The sequence below is a fragment of the Burkholderia seminalis DSM 23518 genome, assembly GCF_902832885.1.
GTDB classification, from domain to species: domain Bacteria; phylum Pseudomonadota; class Gammaproteobacteria; order Burkholderiales; family Burkholderiaceae; genus Burkholderia; species Burkholderia seminalis.
Genome location: NZ_CADFDK010000009.1, coordinates 130909 through 147471, shown reverse-complemented (window position 1 = coordinate 147471; position 16563 = coordinate 130909). Strand labels below are relative to the sequence as shown.

Genomic DNA, 16563 nt, shown 5'->3' with positions numbered 1-16563 from the left:
GGCGTTCGTTGCCTGGAGGACGTACCCGGAGAGCTGCCTCTTTCCAGTCACGCGGCACCACGCGACGGCGCCGGAGCGCGCCGTACCCTGGTAGCCTCCGCCTCTCATGAATACCCGGAAAAACAAATCGCTGGCGCCCGATTCGACCAGCATCAGCAAATATCTGAGCTACCTGCTACGCCACGAGCCGCAGGCGATCGGCCTGCAACTCGATGCGCAAGGCTGGGCCGATATCGGTCGGTTGATTGCCGGCGCCGCCCGTCACGGACACCGGCTCGATCGCGCGACGATCGAAAGCGTCTGTGCAACCAGCGACAAGCAGCGCTTCGCGCTTTCCGACGACGGTCAGCGCATTCGCGCGGTGCAGGGCCATTCGACGCCCGTCGTGCAACGGCGTTATCCGGCCGCGCAGCCGCCCGAGCGCCTCTATCACGGCACGGCGACGCGCTTCCTCGATTCGATTCGTGCGCAAGGACTGAAACCCGGCGCCCGGCATCACGTGCACCTGTCGGCCGACATCGGGACGGCACGGGCGGTTGGCGCGCGCTACGGCGTGCCGGTGATTCTCGAGGTCGACGCGCAGCGCATGCACCGGCAGGGCCGCACGTTCTTCATTGCCGAAAACGGCGTCTGGCTGACCGACGCCGTGCCGGCCGAATGCCTTGCGCCGATCGATGCGCCCGCGGGTTGAACCGCCCGCCGCTCACCGCGGCCAGAACATCGACGCGATGGACAGCGCCAGCGCCGCGCACAGCGGCGAGTAATACAGCGAGTCCATCCGTGCGAAACGCGACCCGCGAATGCGCTTGAAGAAGCCGACGTAGCGGAAATCGCCGACGGCGCGCACCGCGAAGATCAGTGCGAGCGCAACGACCGCGAACGCGATCGTGCCGGGATACGCGTTACGCCCCAGCCAGCCGGCACGCGCGGCCACCACGCATGCGCCGCCCAGCAGCGCCGCCGCGACGGCAAGCGTGCCGATCGCGGTCGGCCGCAGCAGCGGCACGCCATCCAGTTCCGGAATCGCCGCACGCTTGCCGCGCCGCCCGCCCAACGCCCAGTAGACGTGTACGAGCGCGATCGCGCAAAGCGTCGGCACGCTGAAATACGCGCCGGTCATGTCGTTCGTGTCCTTGTCTCGTTGTTCTGCCGGAAGGGTTTCGGCGCGCGGCCCCGGCCCGCGCCACGCATGACGATACCGAAACCCGGCAACGCGTGCATTGCGACCTGCGGTCGCAACCCGTGGCAGCACGTGGTGCGATGCAGTGCGCGTGCCGGTCGCCCGGGCCGGCCGCTTGACTTCCCTTCGCGCGCTACTACCCTGTTATTCCAGTACCGCGGTCGGCACGCCGCAGCATCGTACCGACCGCACGACAACGATAACGAAGGCCATGGAGGCGACTCATGCTGATCGGTGTGCCGAAGGAGATCAAGAACCACGAATATCGCGTCGGCCTCACGCCGGCCGGCGCGCACGAACTCACGCGGCACGGCCATCGCGTGCTCGTGCAGCGCGGCGCGGGCACCGCGATCGGCCTGCTCGACGACGACTACACCGCCGCCGGCGCATCGCTCTGCGACGGCGCCGACGAAGTCTTCGCGTGCGCCGACATGATCATCAAGGTCAAGGAGCCGCAGCCGGCCGAATGCGCGATGCTGCGACGCGGCCAGATCCTCTACGCGTACCTGCATCTCGCGCCCGATCCCGACCAGGCGGCCGCGCTCGTGAAATCCGGCGCGGTCTGCGTCGCGTACGAAACCGTGACGGGCCCCGGCGGCGGCCTGCCGCTGCTCGCGCCGATGAGCGAGGTGGCCGGACGCATGTCGATCCAGGTCGCGGCAACCCACCTCGAAAGCCCGCGCGGCGGCCGCGGCCTGCTGATGGCCGGCGTGCCCGGCGTGCCGGCCGCGCACGTCGTCGTGCTCGGCGCGGGTGTCGTGGGCACCGGCGCGCTGCAGATGGCGGTCGGCCTCGGCGCACGCGTCACCGTGCTCGACAACAACGTCAACCGGTTGCGCCAGCTCGACCTCGTGTTCGCCAACCGGATTTCGACCGTCTGCTCGAATGCGCATACGGTCGACGCAGCCGTGCGCGACGCCGACGTCGTGATCGGTGCGGTGCTCGTGCCGGGCGCATCGGCGCCGCGCCTCGTCACGCGCGACATGATCGCGACGATGCGCAAGGGTGCCGTCGTCGTCGACGTCGCGATCGACCAGGGCGGCTGCTTCGAGACCTCGCATGCGACGACGCATGCCGACCCGACCTTCGTCGTCGACGGCGTCGTGCACTACTGCGTCGCGAACATGCCCGGCGCGGTCGCGCGCACGTCGACCTTCGCGCTGAACAACGCGACGCTCGGGCATGCGCTCGCGCTCGCCGACAAGGGCTGGAAGCAGGCGATGACCGACGATCCGCATCTGCGCGCGGGCCTGAACGTCTGCGACGGGCACATCACGTACGAAGCGGTCGCGCTGGCGCTCGGCCTGCCCTATGTGCCGGCGACCGGCATGCTCGCGTGACCGTGCCGGAATGACATGAACGCACGGCGGGCAGCATGCGTTGCCGCCCGCGTTCATCCCCCCTTCGACCGGCTCCGCTTCGTCCCGCCGCCCTCGCCCATCGTCCGTGCCAGCAGCGGCCGCAGTTGCGCGAGCGTGCACGTGTTCAGCACATCCCGCCGCGTGAGCCAGCCGCGCCGCGCCTGATCGATGCCGTACGCGAGATTGTCGAATTCGTCCGTGCCGTACGCATCGGAACCGATCGCGACCCGCACGCCGGCCCGCGCGGCCTCGCGGCACCAGATGTCGGGCAAATCGAGCCGCCGCGGCTGTGCATCGAGTTCGACGAAGCAGCCGCGCGCCGCGGCCTGGGCAATCACGCGCGGCACGTCGAGTTCGACTGCCTCGCGTTCGCCGAGCATGCGGCCGGTCGGGTGCGCGAGAATCGTGAAATGCGGGTGGTCCATCGCGCGCAGCAGGCGATCGGTCTGTGCCTGGCGCGGCAAGTCGAAGTGATCGCGGACGGCTCCGACCACGAGATCGAGCCGGCCGAGCATCGCGTCGGGCACATCGAGGCTGCCGTCCTCGCGAATACCGGCCTCCACGCCCCTGAGCAGCACGAAATCGTCGAACGACGCATTGATGCGATCGATCTCGTCCAGCTGTCGCGCAAGCCACTCGAAGTCGTGGCGGCCGCCGTCGGCAGGCGGTGCACGATCGGTGATCGCCAGATAAGCGAGCCCGCGCGCACGGGCCGCGTCGGCCATCGCGCGCAGGCCGTCGCGGCCGCCCGACGCGTCGGTATGCGCATGCAGGTCGCCGTGGAGATGCCTGCGTTCGACCAGGGCCGGCAGCGTGCCGGCGCGCGACGCATCGATCTCGCCGCGATCCTCGCGCAGCTCGGGCGGCACCTCGTGCAACCCGATGGCGGCATAGACCGAGGCCTCCGTGTCGCCGGCAATCCGCTCGTCGCCGCGAAACACGCCGTATTCGTTGATCTTCAGCCCGCCGGCCTGCGCGATCCTGCGCAGCGCAATATTGTGCGCCTTCGATCCGGTGAAGTAGACGAGCGCCGCGCCGAACGCATCGGCATCGACCACGCGCAGGTCGACCTGCAAACCGTTGGCGAGTACGACGCTCGACTTCGTCTTGCCGTGCGCGAGCACACGCGCCACGTCGCCATGGCCGACGAACGCATCGGCGACGGCGGCCGGGTCGCGTGCGGTGACGAGGATGTCGAGATCGCCGACGGTTTCGCGGCGACGACGAAAACTGCCGGCCGGCACGGCCTTGCCGACGCCCGCGACCGCGCGCAGGCGGTCGAGCAACGGCATCAGCGACCGCGCGGCGTCGGGCAGCAGGAAGCGTTGCGGCTCGCGCTGCAGGCGATCGTCGATCGCTTCGAGCAGATGGGCTTCGGTTTTCGCGCCGAAGCCCGGCAGCTCGCGCACGTGACCGTTTTTCGCTTCGGCACGCAACTGTTCGAGCGAATCGACGTGCAGCGCATCATGCAGCGCCTTCACGCGTTTCGCGCCCAGCCCCGGCACGTCGAGCAACTCGACGATCGCACCCGGCAACGCATGGCGCAGCGTTTGCTGCAGCTCGCAGGTGCCGGTCGCGGCGATCTCGCGCAGCTTCGACGCAAGATCCGGACCGATCGACGGAATCTTGCCGAGATCGTCGCCGTTCGCGATCATCGTCGGAATATCGCGACCGTAGTCGGCAATCGTCCGTGCGGCGTTGCGGTAGGCCCGCACGCGAAACGGATTGGCGCCCTGGATCTCGAGCATGTCGGCGATCTCGGCGAATACGGCCGCGCACTCGGCATTGTGGATCGGCATGATCGGCGTGGCTCCCTTCCACGTGGATGGCGCCGCGTACTGGCGCCACGGCGCCTGCCCGCCCGTCGGCATCGCAGGTCGACGCCACCGGCGCCCGTCCTTCATCGTACGCCCGCTGCGCATCGCGTGCAGCGCCGTTGCGGCCGCGACGTCAGAGGGAAGCGCGCGGGGTCGTCGCGTAGTGCCGCTCGTAGATCGACTGGCAATGCGTGCAGCGCTCGGCGGCCGGGCGCGCCAGCAGCCGCTCGTAGCCCACCGCGCCGTCGCAATCGATGCATTCGCCGTAGCTGCCGTCGCGCATCCGCTGCAGGGCGCGGCCGATCGCGCGCAGTTCGGTCAGCCTCATGCCGATCAATGCGTGATCGACGTCGACGAACAGGTCCGCGTTCGCCTCGTCGCCCTCGTCCGGCGCCGCGCCGGCAAGGTCCGCGTAGGATTCCGACGCGCGCTGGTCCTCGCTCGCGCGGATCTCCGCACGCAGCGCCTGCTCGCTCTCGTTCAGCCGCTGTTTCAGCGTCTGCCGTTGTTGTGGGTCGAGCGCCATGGCCGTCTCTCCTGTTCCGGGTTCCGCGCGAAAGCGTACGGCGCGCGGTGTCGCTCCGGTGCGCGGCGAAACTGCGTGACCGCCGTCGCCGCGCGTCCGGATACGCGCCCGGCAGCACGAAGCGCCAGACGCATTCGACGCAGGATAAACCCATTGAACACGCGTGTGTTGACCGGAATCAGCAGGCCGTCCGCACGCCCGAAAATCGGGGACGGATGTGAAACGCGGCCTCGCCGGATTCGTCCGACGCAGACGCCGCCGGGATCGACCCAGCCGTTGCGTCGGACCGCGTCACCGCCCGTCAGGTATCGGCGCGGACGATATCGAGCAACGCGCGCGCCGAGCGCTGCCAGCTGTACCGCCGCGCATGCTCGCGGCCCGTCGTGCGCAGCCGCGCCCGCAGTTCGGGATCGTCCATCACGCGAGCGATTGCGGCGGCGATGTCCGGCGGCGAATAGGCATCGCAGAACAGCGCAGCGCCGCCGCAGACTTCCGGCAGCGAGCCCTCGTGCGACACGATGACGGGGCAACCGCACCGCATCGCCTCGAGCGGCGGCAAGCCAAATCCTTCGTACAACGATGGGAAAACGAAGCATCCGGCGTGCTCGTACAGCGCTTTCAGTTCGCCATCGGTCACGTAACCGGCCCACGTGACATAGGGATCGTCCTCGCGCAGGCCTGCCTCCCGTACCCCGAATATCTTCGCATTGGCGCCGCCCGCGATCACGAAGCGCAACGTCGGGTGCGACGCCCGCATCAACGCGATCGCGGCCAGTGCGCGCACGAGATTCTTGCCCGGCGCGAGCGACCCGACGAACAGCACATAGCCGTCCGTCTCGAGATTCAGGCGCGACAGCACGCCGGGATCGGCGTCGATCCGGTCGATGTGATCGACCGCGCCCGGTACGACGGACAGGCGCGCCGGCGGTACCCCGAGCCGGGCGGCCAGCCGTGCCCGCGAAAAATGCGACACCGTCACGATATGACGCGCGCGCCGCTTCAGGATCGAGAACGCGAAGCGGTACCACAGACGGAATGCGAGCGAATAACCGGCCGGCAGATCGAAGACCGCCGCATCGTGAATCATCAGCAGCTGATCGCGCTTCACCAGCGGGCCGATGTTGCACAGGCTCAACAGGGTTCGGCCGCGCGTCGTGCGCGGCAGCGTCCATTGCTCCCACAGCGCGCCGTGCCGGCGCCCGACGGTCTGCGGTCGTGCGCCGGCCGGCATGGCCGCCGGATCGTGATCGACCGGCACGACGAGCGACGGTTCGTCACCGGCATTCGCGAGGCGCGCGAGTTCGGCCGTCAGTTCGTAGGCCACGCGCTGAACGCCGGTCATGCGCTGCGCCGTGAATTTTCCGTTGATTGCGAGGCGCCGCAACCGCGCGGTTTGCGCGGCGGCGCCGACGCCCCGTTCCGCGCGCGCTTCCTGCAGTACCGGTGCGCTGCGCTCCCGAATCGACGTTGACATGATCGTGACTGTTCCGATGGCTGCGGCACGATGAGGCGCCGCCGGACACCCCGCTGAGCGGAATGCTGCTGTGCCGTCAGTGTGTCCGCCGCCGCCGATCCGGTCGGTACGTTCGACCGCACAACGCCCGGCTTTCCGGACGATTCGCCATCCTCAGAAAGCGTTGCGGCCGATGAAGCCGCGCACGACCGTCAACAGGATGATCTTCATGTCGAACCAGAAGCTCCAGTTCTGCATGTAGAAAAGATCGAATTTCACGCGCGCCGCCATCGCCTCGACCTTGCGCGTCTCGCCGCGATAGCCGTTCACCTGCGCCCATCCGGTGATGCCCGGACGCACGCGATAGCGGTACATGTAGCAGTCGATCAGTTGCCGATAGAGGTCGTCGTGTTCGATCGCGTGCGGGCGCGGCCCGACGACCGACATCTGCCCGAACAGCACGTTGAAGAACTGCGGCAGCTCGTCGAGCGACGTGCGCCGCAGGAATGCGCCGACGCGCGTGATGCGCGCGTCGTTGCGCGAGGCCTGCCGCAAGACGCCCGGCTGCGCGCGATGCACACGCATCGTCCGGAACTTCAGGATGTCGAACTCGCGGCCGTCCACGCCCTTGCGGCGCTGCCTGAACAGCACGGGCCCCGGTGACGACAGCTTGACCGCGATCGCCAGGATCGACAGCAGCGGCAGCAACGGAATCAGCACGCCGAACGCGAACAGCCGGTCGAACACGAACTTCGCCCACAGCTCCGGCGCCGAGCTCGGCGTGGTCGCGAGATTGATCGCCGGCATGCCGAGCACGTCGGTCGCGGAGCGATCGACGACCGCCATCTGCCGCACATCGGGCAGCAGCCGCAGCTCGACGAACTCGTCGCGCAACTCGCGCACGATGCGCTGGATCCGCCATTCGTGCGACATCGGCAGCGTGAGCCACACTTCGTCGATCTCGCCGTTGCGGATCATGTCGCGCAGCGTGGCCCAGTCGTCGATCACCGGCACGCCGCCGATGCCGTTCGCGGCGGCCGGTGCGTCGTCATCGAAGACGCATGCCGCCACGAACGGGCCGTTCGGCGCGAGCTGCATCCGCTCGACCGCCACGCGCCCGTATGCCGTTGCGCCGACCACGGCGACACGGCGTTGCCGCGCACGCGGGTCGTTGCGTGTCAGCACGACGGCCAGCAGCGCGGCGCGGCCGAGCAGCAACGCCGCGTCGCCGGCCAGCACCGTGTGCACGAGCCAGCGTGTCGTGACGGTGCCGCCTCGATTCATGATCCACATCGCGGCGGCCACCGTCAGCACGCTCGCGCAGACGACCGCCACCATCGTCTGCGTCAGCACGTGCGCGCCGCCCCGCACCGCCACGCCGCCACGCACGGCGCGCAGGTAGCGCGGCAGCAGCGCCACCGTCAGCACGCACAGCAGCGCGATCGCACCGCGCTGCGCATCGGACAACTCACGCCATGCGAGGCCGGACGCGGCCTGCGCCGCAAGCGCCCCCGCCAGCACGAGCACGACATCGAGCGCCGCGATCGCGGCACGCCGCATCGCATTCGTTCCACCGGACGTCGACTGCATCGTCATGCACCATGTGCCGGGAATCCGCGATGCACCTCCGGCAGGCGCGGACGAACCGGCGCCGGCCTCGCATTCCCGCGCGCCCCGAGCAACCGGCGATAGTCGGCGCGAATCAGGTCGTAGCATTCGCACGCGTGGTGTTCGAGCCCGTCGCGGTCGAGCACCGTGATGCGGCCGCGGCGCTGCCGGATCAATCCGGCTTCCTGCAGGTTGCCGGCGGCCTCCGTCACGCCTTCGCGCCGCACGCCGAGCATGTTCGCGATCGTCTGCTGCGTGACGGCCAGCTCGTCGCCGTCGATGCGGTCGTGCGCGAGCAGCAGCCAGCGGCTCAACTGCTCGCTGACCGAGTGATGACGGTTGCACAGCGCGCTGCGCGAGATCTGCGCCATCGTCGCCTGGCAGTAGTTGAGCAGCAGCCGGTACGTCTGCGGCGATCGCTCGAATTCGGCACGCATCACGCAACTCGGCACGCGATACGCCATCCCGCCGATGCGCACCTCGACCCGGTTCGACGCCGCGATGCCGCCCACCAGCGTCCCGAGGCCGACCACGCCTTCACGGCCGACCACCGCCACCTCGACCATCGCGCCGTCCTCCATCAGGTGCTGCACCGACATCATCGCCGTCGTCGGAAAATACAGATGGCGCATCGGCTCGCCGACCCGGTCGAGCATGCCGGCCTTGATCCGGACCAGTTCGAGATGCGGTGCGATAGTGCGGATGCTGTCCTCCGGGAGTGCATCGAGGATGGCGTTCGCCGTGTAGCTCGAGTGAAGATGAAGCATGTCTGTATCCCTTTATTGTCCGCACCGCCTGCAGCCGCGTGCACGGAACTCGTTATCGCAATGCGCGTCCGGACGTTGACAACGGTTGCGGCCCACAACCCTGATTCCGACCGACCATCGACTTGTTACCGCCGAATTGAGTCGGCCGCCCCGTTTCGACACGCGAATTCGAATAAGCGATTTACGTGCCAATAGCCGCCCATCCTTAATATATGAATCACACTCGATTTGGATCGCCCGAATATTCGGCCTCGCACCATAAAAAGCGTCTCATTTCCGGACACTCTTCCGGCGACGGACACCGCAATTGATTTGACTGAACAATTCTTCTGCATCGAGCCGGGGCAAACGGATCGGGGCCGCGAAGCTTGTCGTTCAAACACTTACAGCCTATTTTCAATTGTTTCCGTGATGTTCAGGACCACGCTTCCCGGTGTCGCCGTGCTTCACACGTTCGTTTGAAACTGTCTCAAATTTGAATCGGCGTACGCATTCCCCGTTCTGTAACCTGTCGCACACATCGCACGCAAGCCATTGATCCTGATGGACATTCAGGCAGACCCCGTTTATTTGTCAAATAATGTTCAACGTGCGCCCGATGATTTTCACGTACGATGCACACCGTCATCCGATTGATTCCCGAACAAGATTGAATGACGGACCCGCTCGGCATTCCATTTCCGGATGATTAATTCGACGGAAATGAACCATTAAATCCGCATGACGTTTGCACTCGACCAAAATCGTCAAACTTTGCAAGATGACGTAATGTGCAATTGATCGATTTCAATCGCGTGCTAGCCTTTTCGCAGCATCGTCATTCGATTTTCGATGAACACAAATTCGCACGATCGTGCTGAATCCCGTTTTCACGGGACCGCCACGACGACGCGAGATCGCCACCCTACGAGGATGTGCCGTGACTCTCCAGGCCAACGACGCCGTCGCCTACGCGAACGGCATGATCGAGCTTTCCCACAGCTTCGATGCCAACCGGTTTCTCGCGGCCATCGACCGCGACGAACTCGCCACGCTGGCACCCCACCTGCAGCTCGTTCACCTGAAATCGGGGCAAGTGCTGTGCGAACCCGGTGAAATGCTCACCGCGGTGTACCTGCCGGTCACGACGGCGATCTCGCTGCAGTACGTGTCGTCCGGCGGCATGACGCTGGAGGTGGCGGAGATCGGCAGCGAGAGCGTGGTCTGCGACGACGTGATCGGCGGCAGCGGCCGGATGCCCTGCCGTGCGGTGGCCTGCCGCGACGGCTTCGTCTACCGGCTCGACCGGCGCGTATTCGCCGCCGCGTTCGACGCATCGCCGGTGATCCGCCATCTCGTGTTCGTCTGCGTGCGTCTGCTGATGGCGCAGGTGTCGCAGATCACGTTCTGCAGCCGGCATCACGTGCTGAAACATCAGCTATGCAGATGGTTCCTGCTCGCGTACGACCGCACGCGCAGCATCGAGATCCAGGTGACGCACAGCATGCTCGCGCAGATGCTCGGCGTGCGGCGCGAAACGGTCACGGATGCCGCCGGCGAAATCCAGAAGCTCGGCCTGATCCGGCAATACCGCAGCTCGATCGAGCTTGCCGACCTCGACGGCCTCGAAAGGATGTCGTGTGGCTGCCGCGCGATCGTGCGCGACGAAATGAAGCGCATTCTGTCGGCCGACTCGGGCGTGCCGGCCGCATCGCGCGCGTGATCGACGGACCGGCCCGGCACCGCGAGCACGCCGGGTCAGCCGATTGTAGGGTGGCGAACAGAACGCCGTGCCTGCCAATGGTCTACTGATGCCGGACTGCCGGGGGGACGTCAGCGCACATCGCGCGTCTGCCCGAGCGGACGACACCACGCACGCCGGAGCAGCACGTGAAAAACGAAATCAGAACCATCCTCAAGCACGTCGCCCACCTCGAAGCCGCGATCGATTCGATCGGCGACGGGGACGACCTCTACGAAGCGGGCCTCTCCTCGCTCGACACGATCCAGCTGATGCTCGCGATCGAGAAGCAGTTCAACATCGAGATTCCCGACGAGATGCTGAACCGCAACCTGTTCCGCAGCATCGACGCACTCGCGGACACGATCGCCACCCTGCAACGCACCGAGCATTCCGCATGAGCGCGCCGCTTCCCGAACTCGCGGCCGACAGCGAATCGCATCGGCTCGACGAGGCCGCGCACGCCGTCGCACAGATCGCCGCGCAGCACGCGGATGCGGTCGATCGCGACGCGCGCTGCCCCGTCGAGGCGATCGAGGCAATGCGCGCGCGCCGGCTGCTCGGCGCGATGGTGCCGACCCATCTCGGCGGTGCGGGCGCGTCGCTGGAAGATATCGCGTCGGCCTGCTCGATCCTCGGCCAGGCCTGCGCGTCGTCGGCGATGGTGTTCGCGATGCACCAGATCCAGGTCGCCTGCATCGTCGACCATGCTGCCGACCAGGGCTGGCACAAGCTGTTCCTGCAACAGCTCGTGCGCCACCAGTGGCTGCTCGCGTCGGCGACGTCGGAAGACGGCGTCGGCGGCAACCTGCGCGCAAGCCAGTGCGCGCTCGAAACCGACGGCGGCGGGTTCCGGCTGCGCAAATCCGCGCCGACGATCTCGTACGGCGACTATGCGGACGGCATCCTCGCGACCGCACGCCGCGACGCCGACGCCCCGGCCTCCGAGCAGGTGCTCGTCACGCTGCTGCGCGACGGCTATACGCTCACGCGCCGCGGCGAATGGGACACGCTCGGGATGCGCGGCACCTGCAGCAACGGCTTCGTGCTCGATGCGCAAGGCGCCGCCGTCCAGTGCCTGCCGGTCCCGTTCGCGAAGATCGCCGAAGAAACGATGGTGCCGGTGTCGCACATCCTGTGGGCCGCCGTCTGGATCGGCGTGGCCGGCGACGCGTTCCATCGCGCGCACCAGTTCTTCCGCGCACAGGCGCGCCAGACCGACGGCGCGCCGTCGCCCGCGGCGCGGCGCATCGCCGAATCGCTCGCGCTGATGCAGGCGATGCAGGCCCGTGTCGACGCCGTGCTGCGCCTCCACGCGAACGCGTCGACCAGCTCGTGGTCGGCCAGCATGGCCCGGGCCGCCGAGATCAACACGCTGAAGACCTACGTGTCGACGACCGCGCTCGAAGTCGCGCACCAGGCGATGATGATCTGCGGGATGGCCGGCTACAAGCAAGGCACGCCGTTCAGCATCGGCCGTCACATTCGCGACCTGCTCGCGGCGCCGCTGATGATCAGCAACGACCGCATTGCCGCCAACACTGCGAGCCTGCTGCTCGCGCTGCGTCCTGCGACGCTGGAGAAACATACGTGAACGATCGCCTCGCCGTGCCCTCCGCCGCCTCCACTCCCGCCGACGCGCCGCTCGACCGCGCGGGCGTCAACCCGCTGCGCGACGAACTGATCGACGCGGGCCTGCTGGTCTCGACCGGCATCCAGGGCCTGTTCGGCCGCAGCGAACGATTCGAGCGCGTCGTCGAAGCGCTCGACGCATTCGTCACGCGCGTCGGCGCCGACCAGCAAGCCGAAGTGCTGCGCTTCCCGCCGGCGATGAGCCGCATCGAGTTCGAGCGCAGCGAATACATGAAGAGCTTCCCGCAGCTGGCTGGCAGCGTGCACGCGTTCTGCGGCGACGAACACCAGCACCAGCGCGTGCTGCAGTGCCTCGATCGCGGCGACGACTGGACCGAAAGCCAGAAGCCGACCTACGTCGTGATGACGCCGGCCGCGTGCTACCCGGTCTATCCGGTCGTCGCGCGCGCGGGGGCGCTGCCCGCCGACGGCCGGATCGTCGACGTGTTCTCGTACTGCTTCCGGCACGAGCCGTCGCTCGACCCGACCCGCATGCAGCTGTTCCGGATGCGCGAGTACGTGCGCATCGGCACGCCCGAACAGATCGTCGCGTTCCGCGAAACATGGATCGAGCGCGGCACGCGGATGATCGAGGCGCTGCGCCTGCCGAATGCGATCGATCTCGCCAACGATCCGTTCTTCGGCCGGGGCGGCAAGATCGTCGCGAACAGCCAGCGCGAGCAGAACCTGAAGTTCGAGCTGCTGATCCCGATCGAGCACGACGACCGTCAGACCGCGTGCCTGAGCTTCAACTACCACATGGACCATTTCGGCCTGCTGTGGAACATCCGCACCGCAACGGACGACGTCGCGCACACGGGCTGCGTCGGCTTCGGCCTCGAACGGCTCACGCTCGCGCTGTTCCGCCACCACGGCTTCGACATCGACGCATGGCCGGTCGAGGTGCGCGACGTACTGTGGGGCGCGCGATGAGGTTCGTCTCCCGCGACGGCGAAGACGCGTCGTTCGAGGACGTGCGCCACCGCGCACGCCACTACCGGCCGCACCCGCTGCACAGTCAGGAGATGGTCTGGAAGCAGACCAACTGCTACGTCGACATGTGGCTCGAGGTGCTCCGGTGGTGGGGCCTGAATCCGTACGCGGCGCTGCCGTTTACGATCGCGCTCGATTTCGAGGGCGACCAGTTCACGTTCTTCAAGTTTCCGCACGACGAACTGGAGCGGCTCTACGGGATCGTCGTGCAGGAACATTCGATCTACGAACCGCTCGACCAGCACATCGAGACCCAGGTCGCGCGCGGCCACCTGATGATCGTCGAGGTCGACGCGTGGTTCCTGCCCGACACGCGCGGCAGCAGCTATCGCACACAACACACGAAGACGACGATCGGCATCGACGCCATCGACCGCGTGAAGCACCAGATCGGCTATTTCCACAATAGCGGTTACTACGTGGCCGAGGATTTCGACTACAACGGGCTCGTCGGCGGCAGTTCGCCGATGACGCTGCCGCCGTACGTCGAATGCGCGAAACGGCGGTTTACGCCGCTCGACGAGCGCGCGCTCTGCGACGCATCGCTCGCCGCGCTGCAGCGTCACCTGCGGCGCCTGCCGGTCGTCAATCCGATCGCCGCCTTCCGGCGGCAGTTGCAGACCGACGCACGGACCCTCGCCGATGCACCGCTCGAGCACTTCCACGCATACTCGTTCAATTCGGTGCGGCAGCTCGGCGCAAACTTCGAACTGTTCGGCCACTACGCACGCTGGCTGCAGGCCAGCGGCTGCGTCGGGCCGTTCGCCGAGATCCGCGCCGCGTGCGATCGCATCGCGTCGGAAGCGATGGTGCTGGAATTCCGGCTTGCGCGCGCCTGCGCGCGCGGCAAGGAAGAACGCGGCGACTCGACGCTCGAGGCGATCGAGGCCGCGTATGCCGACCTCGTCGCCTGCGCGCGGCAGATCGGCGCGCCGCTGCGACATGTCGCGCCCGTGCGCAGCGACGCGGCGCCCGTGCCGGTCATGCGGTGACGCGCGCGCGAGCCCTGCCCGCGTGGTCGATGCTCGCGACGGCCGCGGGCGCCGTGCGGGAACCGTGCGACCTTCCGGCGGATGACGCCGGCTGGATCGCGGCGCCCGTGCCCGGCACGGTCGCGCAGGCGCTCACGCTGGCCGGCCGGGTCGACGATGCGCGCTCGCTCGACGAGCGCGACCACTGGTACCGGATCGAGCTGCGCGGGCACGGGCCGCGCGTGCTGCGCTTCCACGGCCTCGCGACGCTCGCGCAGGCCTGGCTCGACGACACGCCGATCCTCCGCTCCGACAGCATGTTCGTCACGCACGACGTACCCGTGTCGCTCGACGGCACGCACCGGCTGACGCTCTGCTTTCGCGCGCTCGCGCCGCGGCTGCGCGACGCGCGCGCGCCGCGCCGGGCGCGCTGGCGCACGCGGCTCGCCGAGCCGGCCGCGTTGCGCACGGTCCGCGCATCGTTGTTCGGGCACATGCCGGGCTGGTTTCCGCCAGCGGTACCGGCCGGCCCGTGGCGGCCCGTCGAGGTGCTCGATCCGGCCAACGGCCCCGTCCTGGTCGATGCGCGCCTGCAGGCGCGCATCGAAGGCGACACGGGCTGGCTCGACGCGGAACTGGCGTTCGCCGCGCCGCTGCCCGACAGCATCGCCGCGCGGCTGTCGTGCGGCGAGCATCATGCGACGCTGGAACGCACCGGCACCGACCGCCTGCGCGCCAGCGTCGCCGTGCCCAGCGTGCGCCGCTGGTGGCCGCATACGCACGGCGAACCGGCACTCTACGAGATCACGCTGCATATCGGCGACGAACGGCGGCCGCTCGGCTCGACCGGCTTCCGCACGATCGAGGTCGACGGCGGCGCCGACGGCAAGGGCTTCGGGTTGCGCATCAACGGCGTACCGGTGTTCGCGCGCGGCGCGTGCTGGAGCAGCGCCGCCCCGCTCGCGCTGCACGCGGACGACGCGGCCTACGGCCGCCTGCTCGGGCTCGCACGCGACGCCGGCTTCAACATGATCCGCGTCGGCGGCACGATGACCTATGAGGCCGACGCGTTCCACGCATGGTGCGACCGGCTCGGGCTGCTGGTCTGGCAGGACTTCATGTTCGCGAACTTCGACTACGCGCTCGACGATCCCGCGTTCGCGGACAACGTCGATCGCGAGGCGGATCAGTTTCTCGCGCGCCGCGGCGCTTCGCCGTCGCTGGCGGTGCTGTGCGGCGGCAGCGAGATCGCACAACAGGCCGCGATGTCGGGACTCGCGCCGAAGCAGCGCTTCCTCGAGCTGACGGCCGAGCGGCTGGCCGGCCATGCGGCCGCACGCCGTCCCGACGTCCCGTACGTGCCCGATTCGCCCGACGGCGGCGTGCTGCCGTTCACGCCGCGCGAACGCGTGTCGCACTACTACGGCGTCGGCGCGTACCTGCGCCCGCTCGACGACGCGCGCCGCGCCGACGTGCGCTTCGCGAGCGAATGCCTCGCGTTCGCGAACGTGCCGTGCGATGCGACGCTCGCGGTGCTCGGCTGGCCCGGCGTGCACGAGCCGCGCTGGAAGACGGCCGTGCCGCGCGACCCCGGCACGTCGTGGGATTTCGAGGATGTCCGCGACCACTATCTGCGGACGCTGTACGACGTCGCGCCCGACCGGCTGCGGCGCGAGGATCCGGCCCGCTACTTCGAGCTGTCGCGCGCGGTGATCGCCGACCTGATGCGCGAAACGTTCTCGGAGTGGCGGCGCACCGGCTCGCGCTGCGCCGGCGCGCTCGTGTGGCAGTTCCAGGACGTGATGCCCGGAGCAGGATGGGGGGTGATCGACGCCGCGCACCGGCCGAAATCGGCGTGGTATGCGCTGCGGCAGGTGCTTCAGCCAGTCCAGGTGCTGCTCGTCGACGAAGGCTTGAACGGGCTCGACGTGCACGTGGTCAACGAGCACCCGGCGCCGCTGTCGGCGGCGATCGAGCTGGTCGCGCTGCGCGACGGCCGCACGCCGGTCGCGCGGGCCGGCTGCCCGGTGCGGATCGCCGCGCACGACGCGATGCGGATCGGCTCGGCCGACCTGCTCGGCCGTTTCTTCGACTGGACCTATGCATACCGTTTCGGGCCCTGCGAACACGACACCGTTGTCGCGACGCTGCGCACCGACGACGGCACCCTGCTGTCGCAGGCGTTCCATTTCCCGTCCCGCACCCATCCGGCCGTACTGGCGCGCCGCGAACTCGGAATCGAGGCGTGCGTATCGCGCACCGGTGGCACGTGGCATGTCGACATCGACACGCGGCACGTCGCGCGCCACGTGCAGATCGACGCACCGGGCTTCATGCCGCGCGACGACTGGTTCCACCTCGCGCCGGGCACGCCGGCGCGCGTCGCGCTCGTTCCGCTGCAATCGGCCGGGCACAACCCGGCGAGCGACGACGTGCCGCCTGCGGTGGACATCCGTGCAGTGAATGCCGCGCGCGCGGTGCGCGCGACGCACGCCGGTTGATGCGGCGCTCGCGGCCGCCGTGTGCCGCGAGCGT

General features: G+C 68.4%; 14 protein-coding genes. 8 read left to right on the top strand and 6 right to left on the bottom strand.

All coding sequences use genetic code 11. From position 1 onward, the window contains the following. Positions 1–106 precede the first annotated feature (106 nt). Positions 107–691: an RNA 2'-phosphotransferase gene (locus HWX00_RS25205; protein WP_069705309.1), complete on the top strand. Its 585-nt coding sequence runs from the start codon at positions 107–109 to the stop codon at positions 689–691. A 12-nt stretch (positions 692–703) separates the two neighbouring features. Here HWX00_RS25205 and HWX00_RS25200 read toward each other — a convergent pair whose 3' ends face one another. Continuing rightward, on the bottom strand, positions 704–1120 hold the full coding sequence (locus HWX00_RS25200) for a DUF3995 domain-containing protein (protein ID WP_049032162.1): 417 nt from the start codon (positions 1118–1120) through the stop codon (positions 704–706). A 284-nt stretch (positions 1121–1404) separates the two neighbouring features. Between HWX00_RS25200 and ald the strand changes: the two genes are divergently transcribed. Next, positions 1405–2520: an alanine dehydrogenase gene (gene ald, locus HWX00_RS25195; RefSeq protein ID WP_175028647.1), complete on the top strand. Its 1116-nt coding sequence runs from the start codon at positions 1405–1407 to the stop codon at positions 2518–2520. Positions 2521–2573: 53 nt separating this feature from the next. On the opposite strand, the gene polX is transcribed toward ald, so the two are convergent. From polX to HWX00_RS25170, 5 genes are all read right to left on the bottom strand, one after another. Continuing rightward, positions 2574–4340, bottom strand: a complete 1767-nt coding sequence (gene polX / locus HWX00_RS25190; RefSeq protein ID WP_059556702.1) for a DNA polymerase/3'-5' exonuclease PolX — start codon at positions 4338–4340, stop codon at positions 2574–2576. A 151-nt stretch (positions 4341–4491) separates the two neighbouring features. Further along, a complete protein-coding gene (locus tag HWX00_RS25185) occupies positions 4492–4884 on the bottom strand; it encodes a TraR/DksA family transcriptional regulator (protein WP_034191552.1) in 393 nt (130 codons plus the stop codon). A gap of 301 nt (positions 4885–5185) precedes the next feature. Beyond that, positions 5186–6358 (bottom strand): glycosyltransferase family 4 protein, encoded by a 1173-nt coding sequence (locus tag HWX00_RS25180; RefSeq protein ID WP_034191553.1) that lies wholly within the window; start codon positions 6356–6358, stop codon positions 5186–5188. 153 nt (positions 6359–6511) lie between these two features. Beyond that, positions 6512–7927, bottom strand: a complete 1416-nt coding sequence (locus tag HWX00_RS25175) for an undecaprenyl-phosphate glucose phosphotransferase (protein ID WP_244131192.1) — start codon at positions 7925–7927, stop codon at positions 6512–6514. Between the two features lie 2 nt (positions 7928–7929). Continuing rightward, complete coding sequence (locus HWX00_RS25170) at positions 7930–8712, bottom strand: Crp/Fnr family transcriptional regulator (RefSeq protein ID WP_034191554.1); 783 nt, start codon at positions 8710–8712, stop codon at positions 7930–7932. A 919-nt stretch (positions 8713–9631) separates the two neighbouring features. Between HWX00_RS25170 and HWX00_RS25165 the strand changes: the two genes are divergently transcribed. The 6 genes from HWX00_RS25165 (at position 9632) to HWX00_RS25140 (ending at position 16529) form a co-directional block, all read left to right on the top strand. Next, positions 9632–10414: a Crp/Fnr family transcriptional regulator gene (locus HWX00_RS25165; RefSeq protein WP_034191555.1), complete on the top strand. Its 783-nt coding sequence runs from the start codon at positions 9632–9634 to the stop codon at positions 10412–10414. A 167-nt stretch (positions 10415–10581) separates the two neighbouring features. Continuing rightward, positions 10582–10833: an acyl carrier protein gene (locus tag HWX00_RS25160; protein WP_006490451.1), complete on the top strand. Its 252-nt coding sequence runs from the start codon at positions 10582–10584 to the stop codon at positions 10831–10833. Then, positions 10830–12026 carry an acyl-CoA dehydrogenase family protein gene (locus tag HWX00_RS25155; protein WP_034191556.1) on the top strand — a complete coding sequence of 399 codons (1197 nt, stop codon included), beginning with the start codon at positions 10830–10832 and terminating at the stop codon, positions 12024–12026. Before HWX00_RS25160 ends, HWX00_RS25155 begins: the two co-directional genes overlap by 4 nt. Beyond that, entirely contained in the window at positions 12023–12997 is a 975-nt protein-coding gene (locus HWX00_RS25150; protein ID WP_034191557.1) for an amino acid--[acyl-carrier-protein] ligase, read from the top strand. The genes HWX00_RS25155 and HWX00_RS25150 overlap by 4 nt, the downstream gene beginning before the upstream one ends. Beyond that, the gene (locus HWX00_RS25145) at positions 12994–14049 is read left to right on the top strand and encodes a DUF1839 family protein (protein WP_034191689.1); all 1056 of its coding nucleotides are present in this window, start codon (positions 12994–12996) and stop codon (positions 14047–14049) included. The genes HWX00_RS25150 and HWX00_RS25145 overlap by 4 nt, the downstream gene beginning before the upstream one ends. Positions 14050–14078: 29 nt before the next feature. Beyond that, a complete protein-coding gene (locus tag HWX00_RS25140) occupies positions 14079–16529 on the top strand; it encodes a glycoside hydrolase family 2 protein (RefSeq protein ID WP_226193904.1) in 2451 nt (816 codons plus the stop codon). The last annotated feature ends 34 nt before the right edge of the window (positions 16530–16563 follow it).